20 protein-coding genes are annotated in these 21499 nt (G+C 43.6%); 5 read left to right on the top strand and 15 right to left on the bottom strand.

All coding sequences use genetic code 11. From position 1 onward, the window contains the following. Window positions 1-7: 7 nt before the first annotated feature. From G457_RS0109440 to G457_RS0109470, 7 genes are all read right to left on the bottom strand, one after another. Entirely contained in the window at window positions 8-2116 is a 2109-nt protein-coding gene (locus tag G457_RS0109440; RefSeq protein ID WP_026946255.1) for a peptidylprolyl isomerase, read from the bottom strand. An 85-nt stretch (window positions 2117-2201) separates the two neighbouring features. Further along, window positions 2202-3482 (bottom strand): hemolysin family protein, encoded by a 1281-nt coding sequence (locus G457_RS0109445; RefSeq protein ID WP_026946256.1) that lies wholly within the window; start codon window positions 3480-3482, stop codon window positions 2202-2204. A 6-nt stretch (window positions 3483-3488) separates the two neighbouring features. Further along, a complete protein-coding gene (locus G457_RS0109450) occupies window positions 3489-3698 on the bottom strand; it encodes a hypothetical protein (RefSeq protein WP_026946257.1) in 210 nt (69 codons plus the stop codon). Then, window positions 3695-4237 (bottom strand): LPS export ABC transporter periplasmic protein LptC, encoded by a 543-nt coding sequence (gene lptC, locus G457_RS0109455; protein WP_026946258.1) that lies wholly within the window; start codon window positions 4235-4237, stop codon window positions 3695-3697. Before lptC ends, G457_RS0109450 begins: the two co-directional genes overlap by 4 nt. A gap of 86 nt (window positions 4238-4323) precedes the next feature. After that, complete coding sequence (locus G457_RS0109460; RefSeq protein ID WP_026946259.1) at window positions 4324-5628, bottom strand: tetratricopeptide repeat protein; 1305 nt, start codon at window positions 5626-5628, stop codon at window positions 4324-4326. Window positions 5629-5667: 39 nt separating this feature from the next. Then, complete coding sequence (locus G457_RS0109465) at window positions 5668-6951, bottom strand: hypothetical protein (protein ID WP_026946260.1); 1284 nt, start codon at window positions 6949-6951, stop codon at window positions 5668-5670. Beyond that, window positions 6935-7657 (bottom strand): type III pantothenate kinase, encoded by a 723-nt coding sequence (locus G457_RS0109470; protein WP_026946261.1) that lies wholly within the window; start codon window positions 7655-7657, stop codon window positions 6935-6937. The genes G457_RS0109465 and G457_RS0109470 overlap by 17 nt, the downstream gene beginning before the upstream one ends. A gap of 100 nt (window positions 7658-7757) precedes the next feature. Between G457_RS0109470 and G457_RS0109475 the strand changes: the two genes are divergently transcribed. The 3 genes from G457_RS0109475 to G457_RS0109485 all read left to right on the top strand — a co-directional run bounded on the left by G457_RS0109475 (window position 7758) and on the right by G457_RS0109485 (window position 11872). After that, window positions 7758-8828, top strand: coding sequence for an anhydro-N-acetylmuramic acid kinase (locus G457_RS0109475; RefSeq protein WP_035483576.1), 1071 nt, complete (start codon window positions 7758-7760; stop codon window positions 8826-8828). Window positions 8829-8926: 98 nt separating this feature from the next. After that, window positions 8927-10153 (top strand): Glu/Leu/Phe/Val dehydrogenase dimerization domain-containing protein, encoded by a 1227-nt coding sequence (locus tag G457_RS0109480; protein WP_026946263.1) that lies wholly within the window; start codon window positions 8927-8929, stop codon window positions 10151-10153. Between the two features lie 186 nt (window positions 10154-10339). After that, a complete protein-coding gene (locus tag G457_RS0109485; protein WP_026946264.1) occupies window positions 10340-11872 on the top strand; it encodes a sodium:proton antiporter in 1533 nt (510 codons plus the stop codon). On the opposite strand, the gene G457_RS0109490 is transcribed toward G457_RS0109485, so the two are convergent. Continuing rightward, window positions 11849-12454 (bottom strand): DNA-3-methyladenine glycosylase I, encoded by a 606-nt coding sequence (locus tag G457_RS0109490; protein WP_407637263.1) that lies wholly within the window; start codon window positions 12452-12454, stop codon window positions 11849-11851. The genes G457_RS0109485 and G457_RS0109490 overlap by 24 nt on opposite strands. Before the next feature lie 64 nt (window positions 12455-12518). On the opposite strand from G457_RS0109490, the gene alr reads away from it, so the two are divergent. Further along, a complete protein-coding gene (alr, locus tag G457_RS0109495; protein WP_026946266.1) occupies window positions 12519-13691 on the top strand; it encodes an alanine racemase in 1173 nt (390 codons plus the stop codon). Between the two features lie 6 nt (window positions 13692-13697). On the opposite strand, the gene G457_RS0109500 is transcribed toward alr, so the two are convergent. The 7 genes from G457_RS0109500 to rfbC all read right to left on the bottom strand — a co-directional run bounded on the left by G457_RS0109500 (window position 13698) and on the right by rfbC (window position 20021). Continuing rightward, on the bottom strand, window positions 13698-14435 hold the full coding sequence (locus G457_RS0109500; protein WP_026946267.1) for a shikimate dehydrogenase family protein: 738 nt from the start codon (window positions 14433-14435) through the stop codon (window positions 13698-13700). Next, window positions 14435-15367: a DUF368 domain-containing protein gene (locus tag G457_RS0109505; RefSeq protein WP_026946268.1), complete on the bottom strand. Its 933-nt coding sequence runs from the start codon at window positions 15365-15367 to the stop codon at window positions 14435-14437. Before G457_RS0109505 ends, G457_RS0109500 begins: the two co-directional genes overlap by 1 nt. 52 nt (window positions 15368-15419) lie before the next feature. Beyond that, window positions 15420-16190 carry a phosphosulfolactate synthase gene (locus G457_RS0109510; protein ID WP_026946269.1) on the bottom strand — a complete coding sequence of 257 codons (771 nt, stop codon included), beginning with the start codon at window positions 16188-16190 and terminating at the stop codon, window positions 15420-15422. A 26-nt stretch (window positions 16191-16216) separates the two neighbouring features. Then, the gene (locus G457_RS0109515) at window positions 16217-17626 is read right to left on the bottom strand and encodes a tetratricopeptide repeat protein (protein WP_026946270.1); all 1410 of its coding nucleotides are present in this window, start codon (window positions 17624-17626) and stop codon (window positions 16217-16219) included. 129 nt (window positions 17627-17755) lie between these two features. Continuing rightward, entirely contained in the window at window positions 17756-18709 is a 954-nt protein-coding gene (locus G457_RS0109520; RefSeq protein ID WP_026946271.1) for an NAD-dependent epimerase/dehydratase family protein, read from the bottom strand. Between the two features lie 7 nt (window positions 18710-18716). Then, window positions 18717-19463: a tyrosine-protein phosphatase gene (locus G457_RS0109525; protein WP_026946272.1), complete on the bottom strand. Its 747-nt coding sequence runs from the start codon at window positions 19461-19463 to the stop codon at window positions 18717-18719. Between the two features lie 3 nt (window positions 19464-19466). Beyond that, window positions 19467-20021: a dTDP-4-dehydrorhamnose 3,5-epimerase gene (gene rfbC / locus G457_RS0109530; protein ID WP_026946273.1), complete on the bottom strand. Its 555-nt coding sequence runs from the start codon at window positions 20019-20021 to the stop codon at window positions 19467-19469. A 170-nt stretch (window positions 20022-20191) separates the two neighbouring features. Between rfbC and hflX the strand changes: the two genes are divergently transcribed. Beyond that, window positions 20192-21454 (top strand): GTPase HflX, encoded by a 1263-nt coding sequence (gene hflX / locus G457_RS0109535; protein ID WP_026946274.1) that lies wholly within the window; start codon window positions 20192-20194, stop codon window positions 21452-21454. The last annotated feature ends 45 nt before the right edge of the window (window positions 21455-21499 follow it).

Here is a 21499-nt window from a genome sequence, read left to right on the forward strand (position 1 = left end):
TTGATTCTTAGAAGAATTTATATCGATAGTCTTTCACATCGGCGAGCTCTTCGAGAGCCATCATCACTTGATAGCTGACTCGTTGTGCTCCGCTTTGTGCTAGCTGTGATTGATATGCTGTGTAATCAGCGATTTCGGCAGCCGGCGTAAGGGCATTAAGCTTTCCTACCAAGACTCCGATATCCTCTTGGATTGGTTGGGAAAGCTGTCCTTCTGAAAGCCCGAAGATCGCTCCTACTGCCTTTGGTGCAAAGCCAATTCCCGGAATCACGGATGAGCTAAGCTTCAGATCAGGAATTTCATTTAATGAAGCATCATCTCCATAGACAGCCTTCATTTCTTCTAAAGTAGACTTTCCTGCAAGGGCTTCTTTGATCAAAGCTGCTTTCTTGTCATTTCTTACCTGACCCTCTACTTGATCTCTCACATCAGCAAGTTCTGCGTCGCCTTCCTCTTTCTTGCTTACTAGGGAAGCTACGATGTAGGCATTGTCTAGTTCAAAGACAGGAGATACTTCACCTTCTGAAGCTTCTGCGAAAGCCCATCGAATGATCTCGCGTGCATTCTGTAGGTTGTTTAGGTTTCTTGCACCAGCATCTACATTATTTGCCTGAAGTACTCGGTAGTTCTGATCAATAGCGTTTTCAGAAAATTCATTTCTATTTCCAGACTCTGCTGCGAAAGCATCTGCATTTCTGAATGCTTCATTGCGAGTAGCATCTGAGGCGATCAATTCCTTTTGAAGAACTGCGATAGAAGTGTATTCAGATTGTGGCAGTTCAGTCACCTCGATGATGTGGAAACCATATTCTGTCTCCACTAGATTTGGCAATAAGCCGGTAGATCTTCTCGCATAGGTTGCGTTTGCAAATTCTTCCACAAACTCCTCTTTGGCAAACCATCCTAGGTCTCCGCCCTGCTGAGCCGTACCATCTTGACCATAGGTTCTTGCTGCTGCCGCAAAATCACCACCTTCTTTCAAGTCCTGAAGAACTTCTTCTGCTTGTGATTTGATACCAGCTTTGGCTACATCATCCATTCCTTCTGTACTGAAAAGGATGTGCGATGCTCTCATTCTTGGAGTGCCTTCGTACTTCTTGGTCACCTTGAAGCTGATGTAAGTAGAATTAGCTGTTACAAAAGGACCGTAAGTCACACCTTCTACAAACTCATCTGTATTTCTAGTGAAATCCTGAGGAAACTCATCTCCCGGACGGAAAGTGTAGAATGCCGGACGGATATCTGAGTTTCTGTTTACAAAAACAGAATCCTGATCGCTGTTGCGAAGTTCCTCAGTCAACTGAGTGATTTCTTCAATTACCTCCGCTGAATCAGCAGCACTTGGAAGGATGGAGAAATTCACATATTCGATATTGGCTGTATTTCCAGTCTGAAACTTTTCCTTGTTCTCACGGAGGTAGGTTTGCATTTCAGCTTCGGTTACGCTTACCGCTGAATCAGGGACAGCATAGTAAGGGACAAAAAGAATGGAAGTCTCAGCAATGGTATTTGCTGCTTTGTATTCCATTTTGCCTTCTGCTGAAGTTGCATATTCGGAAGTACCAAGAAGATTATCGTATTTGATACGAAGACGAGAGTCTGCGAAAAGTTGCTCTTGCTGTGCCCAGAAAGCTTGTTGAGCAGGATCTGCTGTTTCTAGAGACTGAAGAAAGCTGATTAGCTGTGTTTTGTCAAATTGACCAGTCTGTGGATTGACCAATTGCTGACGAAGCTCAGGGACGATGTTTTTTCCTTGCACCATATCGACCAATTCTTCTGGAGAAATGGTAAGACCAAGTTTTTCATATTCTTCTTTGAAAACCTTGTCTACAATCATGGACTGCCAAGCTTGCTCACGCACAGAGAACATTTCTACTTCAGAAGGAGCTCTTCCTGTCCGTTGCTGATAAGCTATTCGAAATTCCTCCACCTTATCCACATACTCTTGGTAGGTGACATCTTCGCCGGCGATCTCACCGACTACAGGGTTATTGTTTCCGAGAAGGCTGGAGTTTGGGCTTAGTAAATCCCCGCCCAAAAGGAATAGAATCAACCCGCCTGCGATTACGCCGATAGCGAGACCTGTCCGCTGTCTTATTTCTTTAATTAATGCCATTAGTTTTAGTACACTTTTTTAGAAGAGACGCAAAATAACGGCATTGCGAACGATTTTCAAAATATATTCTGAATCAAAGCTTTATCTATAAAATTGCTGAATGGTTGATTTTCAGGCGAAGTGAATCGATTCGGTGCTCTTGCTTAGATACAACAGAGAATGTGTAAGGCCCGATGATTATGGATTCACCTTTTTTAGGAAGGTTTTCTGTGTAAGAAAGAATCAAACCGGATAGGGTCTCATAGTCTCCAAGAGGCAATTCCCATCCATATTTATCATTCAGATAGTCGATTTCATGTCGGGCGCTCAGGAGAAATTCGTGCTCGGAAATTTTCTGCTCGATCAGATCGTCGCTGTCATACTCATCTTCGATCTCTCCAAAAATCTCTTCAATAATATCTTCCATCGAGACGATCCCACTCGTACCGCCAAACTCATCTACGACCAAAGCGAGACTTTTGCGCTCTTGGATAAATTGGATCAGCAGCTCATTGGCAAGTGCAGATTCTGGTACGATGATGATTGGCGTCAGGATTTCCTCGATGGTTTTGGGCTTTTTGAAAAGCTCTAGCTGATGACAGTAGCCGATTACATCGTCGATGGTTTCCCGATACACGATGATTTTCGAGTGTCCACTTTCTGCAAAGACCTCTTTGAGTTCTTCAATGTCGTCTTCTACTTCCACTGCTACGATGTCTGTCCTTGGAATCATACATTCCCGGACCCGGATGGTTTTAAACTCCACCGCATTGTCAAAAATCTTGGTGTCGATTTCGGGATTTCCCTCAGATTTGTCCTGCTGAAGGTGGTTTTGGATAAAGCTATTAAGGTCCGTAACGGTAAAAACCGGCTTGTCCTCGCTGTATTCTAGCCTTAAGATTTTTGTGATAAAAAATCGGGAAAGTCCCACCACGGCCCAAACTACCGGGTACATCAGGTAATAAATGATCAAAAAAGGGAGGGCGAAAACGTTTAACATGCTGTTTGGATTGAGCATGAAAAGGCTTTTTGGCAAGAACTCAGCTGTCACCAAAACAATGATGGTGGAAATCACTGTTTGCAAAATCAAAATCACTGCCTGCTGATTGAATCCTTCTGGTAGCCAGGCGGCCAATGGTGGTTCCAAGAGAAAAGCCATGAAAATACCATAAAGAACCAAGGAAATGGTATTTCCCATCAAAGTGGTCCCAATAAACTGACCCGGCTGCTGCACAAATCCACTCAGCACTTTACCTGCAAAGGCGCCCTGCTTGCTCTGTAGCTCTATCTGAAGTTTGTTAGCTGAGATGTAAGCGATTTCTATCCCCGAAAAGAAAGCCGAAAAAAGTAGGGTGATGATGACGTAAATCAAATAGCTGGTTTCCATGAATGCTTATCGCTTATTTTTCTTTTTTCCCTGTGGAGGCTCATTTTGCTGTTCTTCAGCGCGTTTGGTTTTTCGATACTGAAACCAAAATAGCAAGGCCACAGCAAACATAAAAATCGTGTATGAAAAACCGATTCCTACTGTCATGGTCTGATGTACTCCAATGATAATCAGAGCCAAAGCGAGGGAAAGGATTAGGACATCTGCTAACTTCATAAATTTTCTCCGGGAAGTACCGTCCGACTATCACGGACATTCTTCAGGGTGTAATTGGTAAAACTCTCATCAGCGACCATACCTGTACCGTTGAATAGCGTTTGCTTATCTCGAACGGTCACAAAGGTCTCTGTGTAAATGATTTTTTTATTCGGATCCCAAAAAAGCTCCTCTGCCTGTAAGTGCTGATCTTCGATTTCGTTGTCCACCTGGACATTTCCCTGCCCACGGTATAGGTTTTCTTTTTTATCAAAAAAGGCCTTATCAGCTTGGATTTTCGTGCTTGGTGTCCCGTCTTTTTCAAAAAACTGTATTTCGATTCCTTCCGGAAATTCCATGTCTCCTTCCAAGAATTCCATTTGCTTGGGTGCTCGAATTTCGGATCGCAGGAGTGCAGAGTCAGATTCGATGATGTGAATATTCGTGGCGACATTGATCGGGCCATCGTACACTTGTAGCGCGGATGCATCCACATCCTCCCGGCAGGAAATGATGGAAAGGCTAAAGAATAGTAGAATTGCTGCAAACAACTGCTTCATCACGCAAAGATACGAGACATTTTTTGATGGGGTTTAATAAAAAAAGGCAGCCTAAGGACTGCCTTTCAAATATGTTTTGTGTCGGATTAGTCTCTTGTTGCCAAGGTGACGGTCTCTCCAATCCAGCATCCTGTATTGATGGTGGATCCTGCCTGAAGGCCTTCTGTGAAGAGCTCTTCTTTGGAAGGGAATCTAGATCGCGCACTAGCCATACCTTGAGAGTCTCCTGCTCGCTGATAGGCATTGTAAGCTGCGATGTAGATAGAGTAATCTTTAGCACGTGACTGACCACCTCTACAATCGTTGAACGAGTTCATGTAAAGCTGCGCAACCAAGGTATACGCATCCTTCACCAATTCTTCATTAAGAGAAGCGGCTTGCTTAGCAGCATTTCTCGCGTCAGACTTACGGCCCATGTTTCCATAGATTTTAGCCAATTCCATCTGCATCTCGCCACGCTGCGTGTCGTTTTCAGCCAGCTCCAAAGCTTTTTCCACTACAGGAAGCGCTTTTTCATAATCTTGAGCCTGCATGTATCGCATTGCTCTTACTTGAGAAGTAGAGTAAGTTGGATTCTTGGAATCTATCAATTCCAAAGCTGTCAAGAAAGCATCCGAAGAGAAGCACTTATACTGCACGGAGTACTTGAAGATCTGATTTGCAAGTGCCTCATTGGTAGGATCAGCAGCTAGCTTAGGACCCATCGTATTTTCGATAAAGTCACAATCAATCAGCTTCATGGCCACAAGAATTGTTTCTGTAGTGCTTTTTGGACGAGAAACATCTTTTCCTTCAGCAGCCATCTTATCAAGATCTACCTGAATTTTATCATAGATTGCCAATACCTCTTCTGGCTCATAAGCCTTGTTGTATGCATTGTGACGGTAAACTGCATCGAAGTAAGCAGCATATAGATCGACCAAAGACAGTTCTCCATTTAATTCCATAGCACGCTCAAAGTCGGCTACAACATCTCCTAGCTTTTCTTTTGTGCCTTTGTAAAAGCCATAACCGAAATAGGCTTTGTTCTCAATCCACTTGGGTGCATTGTCATAGATCTGATCACGCTTATCGTAGATAGCCATCACAGAGTCCTGATATACTCGTTTCTGAGCTTCGTCAGCAGTCGCATCAGCAGCACCTTTATAGATGGTCACACCGTTGATATAGATAGACTCATTGAGTTCCGGTACATTCACCAATAGCCAGTTGAGTGGTCCGGTCGCCTCTATAAATTGCTCGGCTTTCATGTAGTCGGTGTAGGCTGCGTTTAATTCTCTAGCCTTGGCTTCTTCCGCAGAATCAGCTGGCCAGTTCCATCCATCCTGGGCCTGCACCATGCCTGCCAGGAGTAAGGCTGAAAGCCCCAGTAAGGTTGATTTAATTTTCATGGTTTCTAATTGGTTTTTATTCGGTTTAATAGTTTTATCTTATTCAAATACCCGCTTGTAGAACCAGGTGTTATCATTCAAAGAGAATCCTAGGGAGAAGTTTACGTAGGTTTCTCTGACAAGCCCTGAGTCCACGGTTCCTCTTTGACCAATCTTCATGGCCAAGTTCACTACGGACAGTTGATTAACACGAAATGAAGTTCCAAAGTTAATGCCAAGGTCATTGATCTGTGTGTTGTTCAGTACATACGGAGTCTGCTGAAATTCAAATCCTGCCCGGTAAGTAGAGCGCTTAGCAAGGTTGTCCACAGACAGATAATCAGGAACATATTCAAATCCCAGCCCCACTTTGATCGCCTGCTGAAGTTGAAGTGGATCACCTAGAAAGCTTCTGAAATCTGCAAAGTCTTGATACTGACCCTCTAGCCCTACGATAAATTTATTGGCTCGCTCATAACTCACTCCAAATCCGTAACGATTTGGTATTGAAATACTTCCCCTCAAATCATCTGCAAGCAGGTCCCCCGGCGTTTCGGGGTCGCTAGCTTGGCCAAATGCTGCTAGTTTGGCAAAAGCTTTTCCACGGAGATCGCCTATTCTCTGATAAATGGCGCCCAGATGAAGGTTTCCATTTTCACTTACAGGGAAAAAGTAGTGCGCCCCAAATTTGAAGCCCACATCACTGATTGTTAATCTTTCATAAAATTCGGAAGTGTTCCCTACTTGAGTTCCTAAGGTGTCGAAAATAGACAGCTGATTGGTTCGGATCGTAGATCCAAAAAAGTAGGATGCATGGAATCCAAGGCTCAGGTTTTTAGCAACCAAAAACCCACCACTAAGGTAGGCTTCCGAGATTCCACCGTCTCCGGTAATAGTATTGAAGCTGCTGAGATCTGTGCCTGCCACCTGACTAGTAATCTCCAAGTCATAGTTTACCGAGGTGAGTTGATTGAGACCCATACCCATGGTAAACTTTGTAGGCTTGAAGGGAAGCGACATGGCGATGTAAGAAAGTCCTCCTCCATCTACATCTGCTGTCTCAGAGCCGTTATTAGCATTGATTCGCTTGTAATTCAGTGCCGCCTGAAAGTTGAAAATCGTATTTCGGGTCTGAAGGGCCGGATTGACATAGTTGGGATTCCAGCCTGTACCGAAGCTTATTCCAAGTCCACCGTTTCCTTGATTGTGAGTGAGTCCTGAATAATTGAATTCACCGATTCCAAGGGCCGAGTAAGTAGATGCACTCGACTGTGCCTTTACCTCAGTAAATAATAAAAGGGTGCAGCAAACACCCAACAACTGCCATTTAATTTTGCTCAACATGGTGGTTTAGAATGCAATTCAATCCGCGCAGGACCAAATTTGGGACTACAAATATGTGTGCTTTTGCCAATGAATCAAAAATTTGGGCATCCCCTCCACAAATAAATACCTGTAAATCGGGATATTCTCGGAGGTAATGTCTGATTTGCCCCTCAATCTCATAGGCTATACCATACCAAATTCCTGATCTCATTCCATCGACAGTCTTTTTTCCCAAAGGATTAGTGATTTTCTCATTTACCTGAACCAATGGGAGCCTAGCGGTGAATTCATGCATGGCTTTTGCCCGCATTTGAAGGCCTGGACTGATAGCCCCTCCTTGGTAGACATTGTGTTCGTCCACGAGCTCAAAGGTCATGCAACTGCCCAAGTCCACGCTAAGACAAGGCTTCTCTCCAGATAGCTTCCATGCTCCTACTGCTGCGGCAATTCGATCCAATCCCAGCGTTTGAGGCGTTTCATAGCCGTTTTTGATGGGTATTGGAGTAGCATGAGTCAGAAAAATGAATGGGAAATCCAGTTCCGATTCCAATTCTTCTTTGCTCCACCGGACAGAGGAAATTAGGCAATGCTCAAAGGACTGAGATCGCCAAAATCCCCTTGCCTCAGCCAATTCCTGAAAGTTTTTTTCCCATATCAAATCCTCTCCCGAAAAGAGAGCGGACTTAATTCGGGAATTACCGATATCGATGATGAGATTTTCCATTTGGATTAAGCTTCGCAAATTAGCCAATTCAAAAAAGCGGGCATTTTCTTAAATCTAAAATTATCTTTATTCCTCGTTTCACTTAACAAACATTAACCCCATGGAGTACGCTGCAGATTTAATCGGCCTGATGTCCGGAACTTCCGGTGATGGATTGGATATTGCCTATTGTCGATTTACAAAAAAGGAGAATTGGAGTTTTGAGATTCTTCATGCGGAGACGGTACCCTTTCCGGAGGATTTGGCGAGTTTGTTGAGTAAATCACATCAGCTATCAGGGGAGCATTTGGCCCTATTGGATGTGGATTTTGGAGCTTGGATGGGACTGCAGGTGCGAGATTTTTGTCAGAAAAGAAACTTACAGCCTTTGGCAGTCTGCTCCCATGGACACACGGTTTTTCATCAACCTGACAAGGGCTTATCCCTTCAAATTGGGAATGGTTGGTCCCTGCATCAATACAGCGGATTGAAAGTAGTCAATGACTTCCGGATGCTCGATGTGCAATTGGGAGGTCAGGGTGCTCCTTTAGTCCCAATCGGTGACCGCATGCTTTTTTCGGATATGGATTTTTGCCTCAATTTGGGTGGAATTGCCAATATTTCCATGGAGTATGCAGGAAAGAGACTGGCCTTTGACACCTGTCCTTTCAATCTATTGCTAAATCCCCTCGCCGAGCAGCTTGGCGCACCTTACGATGATAAGGGCGCCTGGGCCGCTCAAGGCAAGGTGGATGATGAGCTTTTGAATCGCTTAAATAAAGTTTCTTTTTATCAAAAAACCGGAGCCAAATCATTGGGAAGAGAAGACATGGACCGGGACTTTTTTCCCTTGATCGACCAGGTAGCACTTTCTCCAAAGGATATTCTCGCTACGCTGGTTGAGCATTATGCCATTCAAATTGCTTCTGTCATTCGAAAAAATGCTTCCACTCCAAACCCCATAGTGCTGATTACCGGCGGCGGTGCCTATCATGAAAATTTCATAAAAAGACTGGATTCAAAATTGGATTCAAACTGGGAACAGGTAGCGGCATCCAATCAATTGATTGAATTCAAAGAAGCGCTTGTTTTCGCCTTTTTAGGCTACTTAAGAATTTTAGGGATCGATAATGTCCTTTCGGATGTGACAGGAGCATCAAGGGATTCCTGTTCCGGGACAATTTATGGCTAGGTAAGTCTGTGGGAGCCAAAGATTCCCCTTATGTATTTTTTCTGGGTCAGGCTCGAATATTTTCTATTTTTGCAGAGCAGATATAAACCCAATAAACGATGCAAGAATTACTCAAAAGGTTTGAAAATAAGAAACCTGAAATCATTTTTGAATGGTCAGATTCCGAATCCGAGGCAGAAGGCTGGGTCGTGATTAATTCCCTCCGTGGAGGAGCTGCCGGCGGCGGTACCCGTATGAGAAAAGGCCTAGACAAGCGTGAGGTAGAATCATTGGCCAAAACAATGGAAGTAAAATTTACCGTATCGGGTCCGGCGATTGGCGGGGCTAAGTCGGGAATCAACTTTGATCCAAAAGACCCACGGAAAGAGGAAGTTTTGAAGCGATGGTACAAGGCCGTCACTCCTCTTTTAAAAAATTACTACGGGACAGGAGGAGATATGAATGTGGATGAAATACACGAAGTCATTCCCATCACGGAGTCCTATGGCATCTGGCATCCTCAAGAAGGAATCGTCAACGGGCATTTTCATGCCACCGAACCGGAAAAAATCCGGAAAATCGGTCAGCTTAGACAAGGAGTCTCCAAAGTCTTGGAAGACCCTAAATACACTCCAAATGGTGCAAAAAAGTACACCGTGGCAGATATGATCACGGGTTTTGGGGTGGCAGAAGCAGTGCGGCATTATTACCAAATATGGGGAGGTAACCTAAAAGGAAAGCGAGCAGTCATCCAAGGATGGGGTAATGTAGGCTCTGCGGCTGCATGCTTTTTAGCGGTCGAGGGTGTTAAGATTGTCGGAATTATCGATAAGAATGGAGGTCTGATCAATACGGAAGGCTATTCTTTGGATGAGGTCAGAGAACTATTCCTCAATCGAATTGGAAATACGCTCGTTTCAGATGATTTAATTCCTTTCGAAGAGATTGATGAAAAAATCTGGGATCTCGAAAGTGAAATCTTCATCCCCGCAGCGGCATCGAGATTAATTACTAAAGAACAATCCGATCGAATGATCAAAGCGGGCTTGGAAGTAATCTCTTGTGGAGCCAATGTTCCATTTGCAGACCCTGAGATTTTCTTTGGGCCGATAGGAACTTGGACTGATCAGCAGGTTTCGGTGATTCCTGACTTCATAGCCAACTGCGGTATGGCGAGGGTATTTGCTTATCTAATGAGTCAGGAGGTCGAAGTTACGGATGAGGCAATCTTTGCCGATGTCAGTCAGACGATCGAAACAGCTTTGAAGAATACTTTCTCAGAAAACCCAACAAAAACCAAACTGGCAGAAAGCTCCTTTAAAATAGCTTTGGCTCAACTCGTGTAAAACTATTCTTTCAGAAAGCCCAGAAAGCATTAATTTTTGATTAATTCTGCTGGGCTTTCCCATTTATGAGTTGGGCGATTTCCGGCAAAATCAGTAGCTTAGCAAAGCTACTCAGCCACATTTGGGCAATTAAAATTTTGCTTAAATTACCCCCAGATAAAACGCAGCACACCTATTATCAGAAAAATGAGGAATTTTATACCAGTAGTTACCCTACTTTTCGGAATATTATTTTTTCAGGCTTTCTCAGTACAGAAAAGTTTTGCGAAGGAAGCGGTTTCCTTAGAAATCCTTACTGACCAAGATCATCAGTCTACGGAATCCTCGAATACTGAGCATGGACAAAGTGCTGAAGATCATGGAGGAGACCATGGAGAGGAAGCACATCATGCACCTCCAGGTTGGTTGGTGATTCCTTTTGTTGCCTTGCTGCTGATGATTGCCACCGGTCCCTTATTTTATGAGCATTTTTGGCATCACAACTACCCCAAAATAGCTGTGGCCTTAGCCTTGTTGGTCGTTTCCTATTACTTATTCATCCTTCAGAATGTCCATGGTCCTGTTCATGCCTTGGCTGAGTATGTTCAATTCATAGCCTTATTGGCATCACTTTACATTGCCTCAGGAGGGATTCTGATAGAAATTGATAAGAAAGCTACCCCACTGGCAAATGTCAGTTTGCTATTAATCGGTGCTTTAATTTCCAATTTGATTGGTACTACCGGAGCATCCATGCTTTTGATAAGACCATTCATCCGTTTGAATAAAGGAAATATTCAAGCTTATCACATCATCTTCTTTATTTTCATGGTGAGTAATGTGGGAGGTTCTCTGACTCCGATCGGTGACCCGCCACTTTTCTTGGGTTTCTTGAAGGGGATTCCATTCTTCTGGACCCTAGAGCATAACTGGCCTGCCTGGATATTCGCTTTGGCTGTGCTTGCAGTAGCATTCTATTTTATCGATCGCAAACTGGGACGTGCGGGAGATGATAGTGAATTGGAAGAAACTACCTACACCAATAAGTTTACCCTGATCGGAGTGAAGAACTTTGGATGGCTTTTCATCGTGATTTGTTCGGTTTTCTTGGACCCAAATGTGATCGAGTGGGTGCCGGCAATCGTGTATGACGGACAAAAATTCTCATTCCTACGGGAAATCATCATGCTATCCGTTGCATTTCTGTCCTATCGCTTTGCTGATCAGCGCGCGATCAAAGGGAATGAATTTAACTTCGAACCGATCCGTGAGGTGGCATTCATCTTTATTGGGATTTTCGGTACGATGATGCCTGCCTTGGAGTTGGTAGGCAACTTCGCCAAGTCTCCTGAAGGTTCAGCGTTGATCACTCATAATACCCTCTATTGGGGAACGGGTATTTTATCAGGCTTCCTGGACAATGCCCCAACCTATTTGAATTTCTTAGCGGCTGCCATGGCTTCCAAAGGAGCCTCGATCAATAATATTGAGGAGGTGCGGCAGTTTGCTGCGGATGGATTCCATGATTCTGCCTTCGAACTAATGGCGATTGCGATTGCTTCGGTATTCTTTGGAGCGATGACCTATATCGGAAATGGACCCAACTTTATGGTGAAGTCAATCGCCGAGCAAAGCGGAATCAAAATGCCTTCCTTCTTTGGCTATATCATCCGCTTCTCACTTCCGATTTTGCTTCCACTGCTCTTTATCGTATGGTTAATTTTCTTTGCTTTCGTTTAATTCCAAAACTTCCTTATATCGAAAGCAATCCACCAAATGATCATTCACCAGGCCTGTCGCCTGCATATGAGCATAGATGGTCGTGCTTCCCAAAAATTTAAAGCCTCTTTTCTTTAGGTCTTTGGCCAGTTTATCGGATTCGGGTGATGTGGCAGGGGCATCCTTCATGTTTTGAAGCTGATTTTGGATGGGTTTTCCGCCGACGAATGACCAGATGTATTTCGAAAAAGATCCAAATTCCTCTTGGATTTCCATAAATCGCCGGGCGTTGTTGATAGCCGCTTTGATCTTGAGCTTGTTTCGGATGATTCCCGGGTCCTGAAGCAATTCCTCCACATAGCTATCAGGAAATTCAGCGACGATTTGGTAGTCAAAATCCGCAAAAACTTTGCGATAGCCTTCCCGCTTTTTCAGAATCGTCGCCCAACTCAAGCCTGCCTGCGCTGATTCCAAAACTAAAAACTCAAAATGTACCTTATCATTATAGACGGGCACACCCCATTCCCTGTCATGGTATTCGATATATTGGGGAAAGCCCAAGCACCAAGGACAGCGGGTTCTATTTTTTTGCTCTTCCATCATCTTGATTTTGAATAAAAGTAGGAAAGCTTTGGGATTTGGAGGTAATGAGGCTTAATTTTTAGCCATGCAAGAATTACCTGATGGCATACCGACTTCCCGTTTAGAAATAAGTGCGAAAGCTTACCGACAGAATATCCGCTATATCCGCTCGGAAATTGGGCCTAAACCAACCATCTCTGCGGTGGTGAAAGGAAATGCCTATGGACACGGCATTGCTCAGATGGTCGAAATCGCTGAACGTGCCGGAATTCGACACTTTAGTACGTTTAGTTCGGATGAAGCCTGGCTAGTCAAAAGACACTCTACGAGAGCTTCTGAGATCATGATTTTGGGCATGCTCTATGATTCCGAGCTTCCGGATTTGATTCAGGCTGGAATTAGCTTTTATGTCTTTGATTTTGATCGGCTTCAGAAAGCTATTCAAGTCTCCCAAGACTTGGGAATTGCAGCTAAAATTCACGTGGAATTAGAGACAGGCTTTCATCGGACAGGTTTTGATTGGGAAGATCGAGCTCAGCTCGCTTCGCTTCTGCAAGAGGCAAAGGATTATGTCATTTTAGAGGGTTTATGTACACATTATGCCGGAGCTGAAAGTGTCAGCAATTATGTTCGGGTCAAAAACCAAATTGCTGTCTACTATGATTTCAAGAATTTTCTCTCTGAAAATAATCTCTTTTTCAATCGCTATCATACCGCTTGCTCAGCAACAACTTTAATTTTTCCGGAAACGATCATGGATATGGTGCGAATCGGAATAGCAGGCTATGGCTTTTGGCCCACAAAGGAAACCTTCTTTGCAAAGCTAAAGGATCTTCCGAAAGCCAATAAGAATCCTTTAAAGCGACTGATCACCTGGAAAAGTCAGGTGATGAGCGTCAAAAAGGTCGAAATGGGTGAGTTTGTTGGCTATGGAAATAGCTTTATGGCCTTGAAAAATATGCTTTTGGCCATAGTGCCTGTTGGATATGGACATGGCTATAGCAGGCTGCTTTCTAATTCAGGTCTAGTTTTGATTGGAGGGAAGCACTGCCAGGTAGTGGGGACGGTCACCATGAACGCCATAGCGGTGGATGTCTCTCACGTCAAGGATGTGCAGATTGCAGATGAGGTAGTGATGATTGGAAAGCAAAAAGGGAAAGAGATTACCGTAGCTTCCTTTTCGGAGTCTACCCAGCAGGTGAACTACGAATTGCTCACCCGATTGCCGCGGGATATTCCACGCAGAATTATTGATTGACCCTAATTAGGAATTCCAGATTTTCCAAGCAGCTTCAGCCTGACCTTCAAGCATTTCTAGGCCGTTTTTGGCTTTTCCACCCTTGTCCAGACAAGTTTGCATGAGCTTCGTAACTGCCGGATTATAGACCAGGTCATAAACGAGGGTATTTTTGGTAAAAGCTTCCTTTGAAATTGATGGCATGGCATCTGTGTTTGGAAAAGTACCCAATGGTGTGCAATTGATAATCAAAGGATACTTTTCAAAAAGCTCGGGCTTTCCAGCCAATTCCTCATAGTTGATACTCGAATCAGTGGTCTTGCGTGATACTGACAAGTATTCAATCCCAAGATCCTCCAATGCTTTGCAGACAGCTTTGGAGGCACCTCCTGTACCCAAGACCAATGCCGCAACTTCTTTTCCATCCAGCCACATTTCGAGCGAATCTCTGAACCCGATGTAATCAGTATTGTATCCGATGAGCTTTCCATCCTTGATTTGGATACAATTCACTGCGCCGATAGCTGCGCAAGCCGGATCCAAATCATCTAAAAGTGGAATGACTGCTTGCTTGTGGGGAATGGTTACGGAGAGACCTTCTAGAGAAGGGTTTTCGGCAACAATTTTTTTGAGTTGGTCGGCTGTTTCGATTTCAAAAAGCTCAAATTGACAATCGTCTAGTCCTTCTTTTTGAAATTTTTCTGTGAAATATTTCTTTGAGAAAGAGTGTCCCAGTGGAAAACCAATTAAGCCAAATTTTCGCATTATTTTTTCAGATAGTCAGCAACTAGATCAATTCCCAAAACTAATACAACACCTCCGACAAAGCCAGCTATTGCTAAACCCAAATTTGGCTCAAGGCCTACTTGCTCAAGATATTCAGAAGGCCAGAGATTTTCAGTCAAAAAGGGCTTTTGCTCACCTGAGGAAGAGGTTCGGTATTGGGTGACTACTTTCCAAGGCCAGAGTTTGTTGATCGAGCCAAGCATAAATCCTGAAAGTAAGCCAATCGTGGTAGAATAGAATTTCTTCAAAAGCCAGGAAATCACTCGGCTGAAGGACAAAATTCCAACTACGCAGCCAGCTGCAAATACCCCCAAGGTAAAAAGATCTCTCTCGGAAATAGCAGTCATAATGTTTTCATATTTACCTAAAATGAGCAAAATGAAACTTCCGCTGATTCCTGGTAATATCATGGCACAGATGGCGATCGCCCCGGCAACAAAGGTAAACCAGGTTGCGTCAGGAGAGCTCGTAGGCGGAAGCTCAGTCACCCACCAAGCTAGTGCTGTTCCCAAAACTACAGCAAGCACCACTCCTAGATGCCAGCGTTTGATTTCCTTAAGGATCCAAAAGGCGCTGACTAAGATCAAGCCACAGAAAAAAGACCACAGCGGGATGGGGTGCTCATCCATCAAGTAGGTGATCAGCCTCGAGAGTGTAAATGCACTTGTCAAAATCCCCAAAACCAGGCTCAATAAAAACTTCCCGTTTACCGACTTGAAAAAGCCTTTGAGCTCAAGCTTCAGCAGAAGGGAGAGATTTTCTTTGTTGAAGGAATTGATACTGTCGAGCAGCTGCTGGTAGATACCTGTAATCAGCGCAATGGATCCGCCGGAGACACCGGGAACGATATCTGCGGCACCCATAGCCAGTCCTTTCAGGTAGTTAATGAGGTACTTTTTGATCGATCTCATAGAAAAATAAGGGCTGACCGATGGATTCGATCAGCCCGAAATAATGTAAAATTTACAGCTTGATATCGCCTAGGAAATGGTCGAATGTGTCGCCTCTCAATCCCAAGCGGATTGTTTCCAAGGGAATTACTTCTGAAGGGCTGATATTTCCCAAGTTTACATTGGCTCCAAGGAGTTTGATAAACCAAACTTGCTGAGACTTGATAGGAGCTTCCCAGATGATTTTTTCCTCTGGAATTTTGGTTAGAATTTCTTCGACAAGACCTTGTCTTACCTCTCCAGAATCACGGAAAAGGCCGACATTTCCGCCTTCTCTAGCCTCACCGATTACTTTCCAAGCTCCTGCGTCAAGTTCTGTTTGCATTTGCTCGATCCATTTGTAGGGAGGAATGATTTTGGCGGCATCCTTAGAGCCCACCTCGGAAAGAACGGTCACTTGCTTTGAAAGGGTGGAAATAAATTCACACTTTTTATCGTGATTGAGGGAAATCGAACCGTCAGAGACCTCACAATATTCTAAATTATACTTGTCTAGGACTTTTCGGTAGTCATCAAACTGACCACGGACGATGAAAGCTTCAAACAAAGTACCACCCAAATAAACAGGGACACCAGCTTCTCGGTAGATTTCAATCTTCTCTTTGAGATTTTTGGTCACATAGGAGGTGGCCCATCCGAGTTTGACAATGTCAACATAGTCAGAGCAGATGCTCATAAAGTCTTCTACTTCTCTGATGCTAAGGCCTTTGTCCATAGCCATGGTGAATCCCGAGGTACGTGGCTTTTCAGTTCGTACCGGGATATTCTTCAGCACATAATTCATGGAGGTGAAATTTTTAAAATAACAAGCTAGGGGTTTTCTTCTTTGTACTGGGCAATGAGCTTGTAGATCGCCTTCTGCTTCTGGAGTTCGGGCATCAAATCATACAAAATCGTATGCCTGTCGAAGTCCAAAGTTAAGGCATTTTCCAAATATGAAAACGCTTCCTTGTATTTACCCATTTTTATTTGGTAGACGACCATTCGATAATAGAGCTCTGCAGCCTCCGGAAGCTCCTCAATTCCTTCATTGATGACGTCGATGGCTTCTTCGAAGCGGTTTTGGTCAAAATAAATTACAGAGAGGTTCACGTAGGTCTCCATGATACCCGGCTCAAGATTGATCGCCTCTTCATAGGCCTCGGAGCTTGCCTGAAGATTTCCCAAATTAAATTCTGCATCTGCCAGCCCAACCCAATAATTTGGATTTTCTTTGCTCAGGTTGAGTGCTTTTTTGAAATAATGAATGGCCTCGAAAAACTTTTCTTTTTTCAGCATGCACATCCCTAGCCCAAACCAAGCATCGTCATATTCCTCGTCTAGCTTAGCCGATTTTTTGAAATACTTGAAAGCCTCGTCGATTTGACCCAGCTTTTCATAGGCGGCGCCTAAATAGCAGCAGTTTTCGGCGTTGGCTCCTTCACAATTGATCGTGTTTTGATAAGCTTCACGTGCCTGCTCGAATTGCTCGGTATTCATCAGAGCATTTCCCAAATTAAAATACGCAGAAGCAAATGACTCATCAATTAGCAAGGCATAGTCGTAAGCCTTGATCGCTTCTTCGAATTTTCCCAAGCGATTGTAAACTACCCCGAGATTGTACCAAGCTCCAGCAGAATAGGGGTCTTGATCGATAAATTCCTGATAAAAATGCAGGATTTCATCAAAGGAGCCTTCCTCCTCCGTGATCATCGCGAGCTGGAAAAGTGCATCTTCATGATTGATTCGGAGCTTGACAGCTTCTTTGAAATAATGGCTTGCTTGCTTATTGTCTCCTTTGGCGCGGAAAAGATTGCCCAAAGAATAGAAAACCTCCGCTTTATCCTCCGCTAGTGGTAAAAACCGCTCCAGTAGCTCAATTCCTTCTTGGGGATTTCCAGAAATGATATGGGCATTTGCTAAAGCGAGGATGATCTCCTCGTTATTTGGAGAGATATTATTGATATTTTCCAACAGGGAAAGTCCTTCATCAACCTCATCCATAAAGATCAGGCTTTGCGCTTTGAGTAGCTTTATTTCTATTGAAAAGGGAAACTTTTCCAGAGCATGATCGGCTGCTTTCATGGCTTTCATAAATCGCTGCTGATCAAAATAAAATCGGATGATGTCTTCGAGTTCTTCCTCGTCAAAAAACAGATCCAAATTGGCTTTAAGGGAATTTTCAAATCGCTCAACAAGCTTTTTGTCGCTTTCCCAATCGTGATCGTGATCTCCTGTCATTCGAGTAGGTTAAGGTTTTTATAAGTTACCAAATAAATTGATGCAGCAATACCTCGGATTGGTAATTTTTGTGAAAAAAAACTGATCCGATTCTAGCAGACTTTGCAACGAACAGAATCAAGAATAAGTTTACTTGGCCCATTGAAATGATTCAGCAAGGCTTTTGAAAGAATAGCCCGTTTCAGCTTTGACTTTCTGATTGTCATAGTGGATTTCTAATCGGGAGAGCATTGCTGTTTTTTTATTGAGTGGAATCTTGGAAATTCTCAAAAATCGGCTGAACCCTGCATACCAAACGGCCAGTCTGAGCAAATTATCTGGCAGGGCTTTGCTGGGAGCTTTTTTCCCAAAGGTATGGGCCATTTTTTCAAAAAAGGATTGGTAGGAAACAGATCCTGCACTGAGAATATAGCGTTGACCCCATTTTTGTTTTTCAAAAAGGATCCGGGAGACTTTCGCCGCATCCCGCACGTCGATATAGTTGACGCTTCCCTTGGGATAGTAGCTTTTCTGCTCCAAAACATAGTCATAGATCGCAGTGCTGCTTCGCTGATGGGAGATCTTGCCTAAGATGATTGAGGGATTTACAATTAATACCTGAAGTCCTTCCTGCTCTCCCCGCCATACTTCCAACTCTGCCTCATACTTGGAGCAGGCATATTCGGTATTCAGTGGAGAATCGGTCCATTTGAATTTTTCATCTACGCGATGGATCTCTGAACTTCTTCCGATTGCTGCCACGGAGGATACATGGATCAGCTTAGGAATCCCAACTTGGATCATGGCATTCACCAGGTTCCGGGTTCCTTTGACATTCGTCTGATACAGAGTATCAGAGTCTCTTGGATTAAAAGACACCAATCCTGCTGCGTGGATGACTAGGTCCATCCCTTCTAATGCTTCCTCTAGAGACTGCTGATCATTTAAGTCCGCTTCTTTCCATTGAATAGATAGATCGAGTTCGTCCACCAGTCTGGTTGAAGAATTGGGTCTTTTGATGCCATGAATTTTTCCAAGAGAAGAGAACTCAGCCGCTAAAAAACTACCGAAAAGTCCCGTGATTCCCGTAATGAGGATATTCATCGAAGAGTTAGAGTTGGGTGTTGAGCCAGGAAGATTCTTTGATCTTGGAGTAGTATCGGGTTGCCGAAAGGGTTTTGAGCATATCCACGTATCGCTGATTGTGACAGTCTGAGCCTAAAAACCTAACATTCCCGGTATCGATGAGGCTTTCTGCAAAGTCTTTGACATGCTTAGAATAAAAGCCAGTCAAAGAAAGCATATTCACCTGAAGAAGAATATTGCGCTCGAGGATTTCCTCTTGGAGTTTTTTATCAGCGATCAGGTATTGATATCTTTCAGGATGGGCAAATACAGGCTTATAACCGGCCATTTCCATTTGAAAAAAGGATTCGAGAAGCATTTGGGGCTTATTGATAAATCCTGTCTCGACAAGGACATAATTGTCTCCGAAAGAGAGTAATTTTTCTCCGGATTTTACTTTCTCCAAAAAGATCTCGTCCAAGTAATACTCCGCGGCAGCTTCGATCTCAATGTCCAAACCCTCTTTTTTCACGGCTCTTCGCAGGTCTTCCAGACCCATCTGAATAGTTTCTGGGGTGTTTCGATAGTATTCAGACATGACGTGAGGAGTCGTGATCAGCTTGCTGAGTCCTAGATCTGACAACTCACGGATAAGAGTCAGGGATTCCTCCATGGTCTTTGAGCCATCATCGATGCCCGGGATCAAATGGGAGTGCATATCTGCTCTCAACCAACTCAAATCAAGTTCCTCTACCTCTACCGGTTTACGCTTTAGAAAATCAAGTATTCCCACTTCTTATAATCCTCCTCCAGATTGTTCTTTGAATTCCTGCAAACTTGGCCATTTTTGATCTTTTTCGGAAATAATTGGCTCACTCACTTTCCAATCGATTCCCAAAGCCGGGTCATTCCATCGAATTCCGCCTTCACTTGGAAAGTGATAATATTCAGAACATTTGTAAAGAAAAATCGCGTCCTCTAAAACAGAAAACCCATGAGCAAAACCAACCGGAACGTAAAGCAAGTTGTGAAGCTGTGCATCCAGAAGGACCGTGTGAGACTGTCCAAAAGTTGGAGAGCCCTTTCTTAAATCTACGGCTACATCCAACACTTTTCCTTGTACGACTCGGACCAATTTTGCTTGTGCGTATGGGGCTCTCTGAAAGTGAAGTCCTCGAACGGTTCCCTTTTGAGAAAAGGATTGATTATCTTGTTTCCAATCGACGGATATTCCCACTTCATCAAACCAGTCTTTTCGGAAAGATTCAAAGAAGTATCCTCTTGGGTCCTCAAAGATTTTTGGTCTTATCTCGACCAAACCGTCGAGTTTGGTGGTAATAATATTTGGCATGGGGGAAGAGTTTGACGCTTTAAAATAAGTATTCCGTAGACGAGTATCCTAATCAATATCGTGGAATTATCCCGACATTTGTTGTTAAAACTTGACTTGCTGTCGATTGAGACTTTAGAAAAGCTGAACTATTGACGCGAAGTCTACATTATTCAAGAAGAAAAGATACTATGAGTAAATATTCAAGAAAACTTCAAAAACTGTTTGATACCGCGCCTAGGCAGGAGACTGCTGTATTGGTTTCGCTGATTCGTCAGCAGCAGTCGGACTTTGAAGTAGAAGAACATCTGGAAGAGCTGTCGTTTTTGGCAGAGACTTTAGGCGTAAAAGCGGTTTATCGTTTTACCCAACGGATGGAAAAACCCGATATACGCACATTTATCGGTAAGGGAAAGCTGGAAGAAATTTTGGCCTATATCACGCATTTTGAAGTGGATATGGTCATTTTTGATGATGATTTGAGTCCTTCACAGATGAAAAACCTTGAAAACGAACTCAAGGTGAAAGTCTATGACCGCTCCTTATTGATTTTGGATATTTTTCTTCAACGCGCCCAAACCGCCCAAGCCAAAACCCAGGTTGAGCTAGCTCGCTATCAATATTTGCTTCCCCGTCTTACCCGAATGTGGACACACTTGGAGCGTCAGCGAGGAGGTACATCGACTCGTGGTGGTGCGGGTGAAAAGGAGATCGAGACGGATAAGCGGGATATTCGAAATAAGATTACGCTGCTGAAGCAAAAGCTCAGACAAATAGAAAAGCAGGGTGAGACTCAGCGAAAAGGAAGAAAGGGGATTGTCAGAGTGGCTTTGGTTGGTTATACCAATGTGGGAAAAAGTACGCTGATGAACCTGATTACCAAAACGGATATTTTGGCTGAGAACAAGCTTTTTGCTACGGTAGATTCTACTGTTCGCAAGGTAGTGTTGGAGCAAATTCCATTTCTTCTCTCAGATACAGTTGGTTTTATTCGAAAGCTGCCGACCCACTTGATAGAGTCATTTAAGTCCACCCTGGATGAGATTCGTGAGGCCGATCTTTTGGTCCACGTGGTAGATATTTCTCATCCAAACTACGAAGATCATATTGCAGTGGTGAATCAAACACTTCGGGAAATAAATGCCGGTGATAAACCCATTCTTTTGGTTTTCAACAAAATAGATCTAGTTGAAACCATGCCTTCTGAAGAGAAAATCATGGAAATGTCCGAGATGGATCTTCAGGATGCAGACTTTAAGGATTTTGGGGCATTGGCTGAGGCGTATAAGAAGAAAACCGGTATCGAGCCGGTATTTATGGCTGCCGGTTCTGGACAAAACGTGGATTTATTCCGAGAACGCCTGACCGAAGAAGTCAAAAAGCAACATTTAAAGATTTATCCACACTATCTGGGTGATGAAGTAATTTCATTCGAAGGAAAAGAGAATGCATAAAATCATATTAAAAAATCAATAACTATTGAAAAAGGGTCCTGTAAA

Origin of the sequence: Algoriphagus marincola DSM 16067, from assembly GCF_000429405.1 — a bacterium.
GTDB classification, from domain to species: Bacteria; Bacteroidota; Bacteroidia; order Cytophagales; family Cyclobacteriaceae; genus Algoriphagus; species Algoriphagus marincola.

Bases quoted from the DNA above. Each gene is read 5' to 3' on its own strand.
- G457_RS0109440 (WP_026946255.1), bottom strand. From the start codon at position 2,116: ATGGCATTAATTAAAGAAATAAGACAGCGGACAGGTCTCGCTATCGGC.
- G457_RS0109445 (WP_026946256.1), bottom strand. From the start codon at position 3,482: ATGGAAACCAGCTATTTGATTTACGTCATCATCACCCTACTTTTTTCG.
- G457_RS0109450 (WP_026946257.1), bottom strand. From the start codon at position 3,698: ATGAAGTTAGCAGATGTCCTAATCCTTTCCCTCGCTTTGGCTCTGATT.
- lptC (WP_026946258.1), bottom strand. From the start codon at position 4,237: ATGAAGCAGTTGTTTGCAGCAATTCTACTATTCTTTAGCCTTTCCATC.
- G457_RS0109460 (WP_026946259.1), bottom strand. From the start codon at position 5,628: ATGAAAATTAAATCAACCTTACTGGGGCTTTCAGCCTTACTCCTGGCA.
- G457_RS0109465 (WP_026946260.1), bottom strand. From the start codon at position 6,951: ATGTTGAGCAAAATTAAATGGCAGTTGTTGGGTGTTTGCTGCACCCTT.
- G457_RS0109470 (WP_026946261.1), bottom strand. From the start codon at position 7,657: ATGGAAAATCTCATCATCGATATCGGTAATTCCCGAATTAAGTCCGCT.
- G457_RS0109475 (WP_035483576.1), top strand. From the start codon at position 7,758: ATGGAGTACGCTGCAGATTTAATCGGCCTGATGTCCGGAACTTCCGGT.
- G457_RS0109480 (WP_026946263.1), top strand. From the start codon at position 8,927: ATGCAAGAATTACTCAAAAGGTTTGAAAATAAGAAACCTGAAATCATT.
- G457_RS0109485 (WP_026946264.1), top strand. From the start codon at position 10,340: ATGAGGAATTTTATACCAGTAGTTACCCTACTTTTCGGAATATTATTT.
- G457_RS0109490 (WP_407637263.1), bottom strand. From the start codon at position 12,454: ATGATGGAAGAGCAAAAAAATAGAACCCGCTGTCCTTGGTGCTTGGGC.
- alr (WP_026946266.1), top strand. From the start codon at position 12,519: ATGCAAGAATTACCTGATGGCATACCGACTTCCCGTTTAGAAATAAGT.
- G457_RS0109500 (WP_026946267.1), bottom strand. From the start codon at position 14,435: ATGCGAAAATTTGGCTTAATTGGTTTTCCACTGGGACACTCTTTCTCA.
- G457_RS0109505 (WP_026946268.1), bottom strand. From the start codon at position 15,367: ATGAGATCGATCAAAAAGTACCTCATTAACTACCTGAAAGGACTGGCT.
- G457_RS0109510 (WP_026946269.1), bottom strand. From the start codon at position 16,190: ATGAATTATGTGCTGAAGAATATCCCGGTACGAACTGAAAAGCCACGT.
- G457_RS0109515 (WP_026946270.1), bottom strand. From the start codon at position 17,626: ATGACAGGAGATCACGATCACGATTGGGAAAGCGACAAAAAGCTTGTT.
- G457_RS0109520 (WP_026946271.1), bottom strand. From the start codon at position 18,709: ATGAATATCCTCATTACGGGAATCACGGGACTTTTCGGTAGTTTTTTA.
- rfbC (WP_026946273.1), bottom strand. From the start codon at position 20,021: ATGCCAAATATTATTACCACCAAACTCGACGGTTTGGTCGAGATAAGA.
- hflX (WP_026946274.1), top strand. From the start codon at position 20,192: ATGAGTAAATATTCAAGAAAACTTCAAAAACTGTTTGATACCGCGCCT.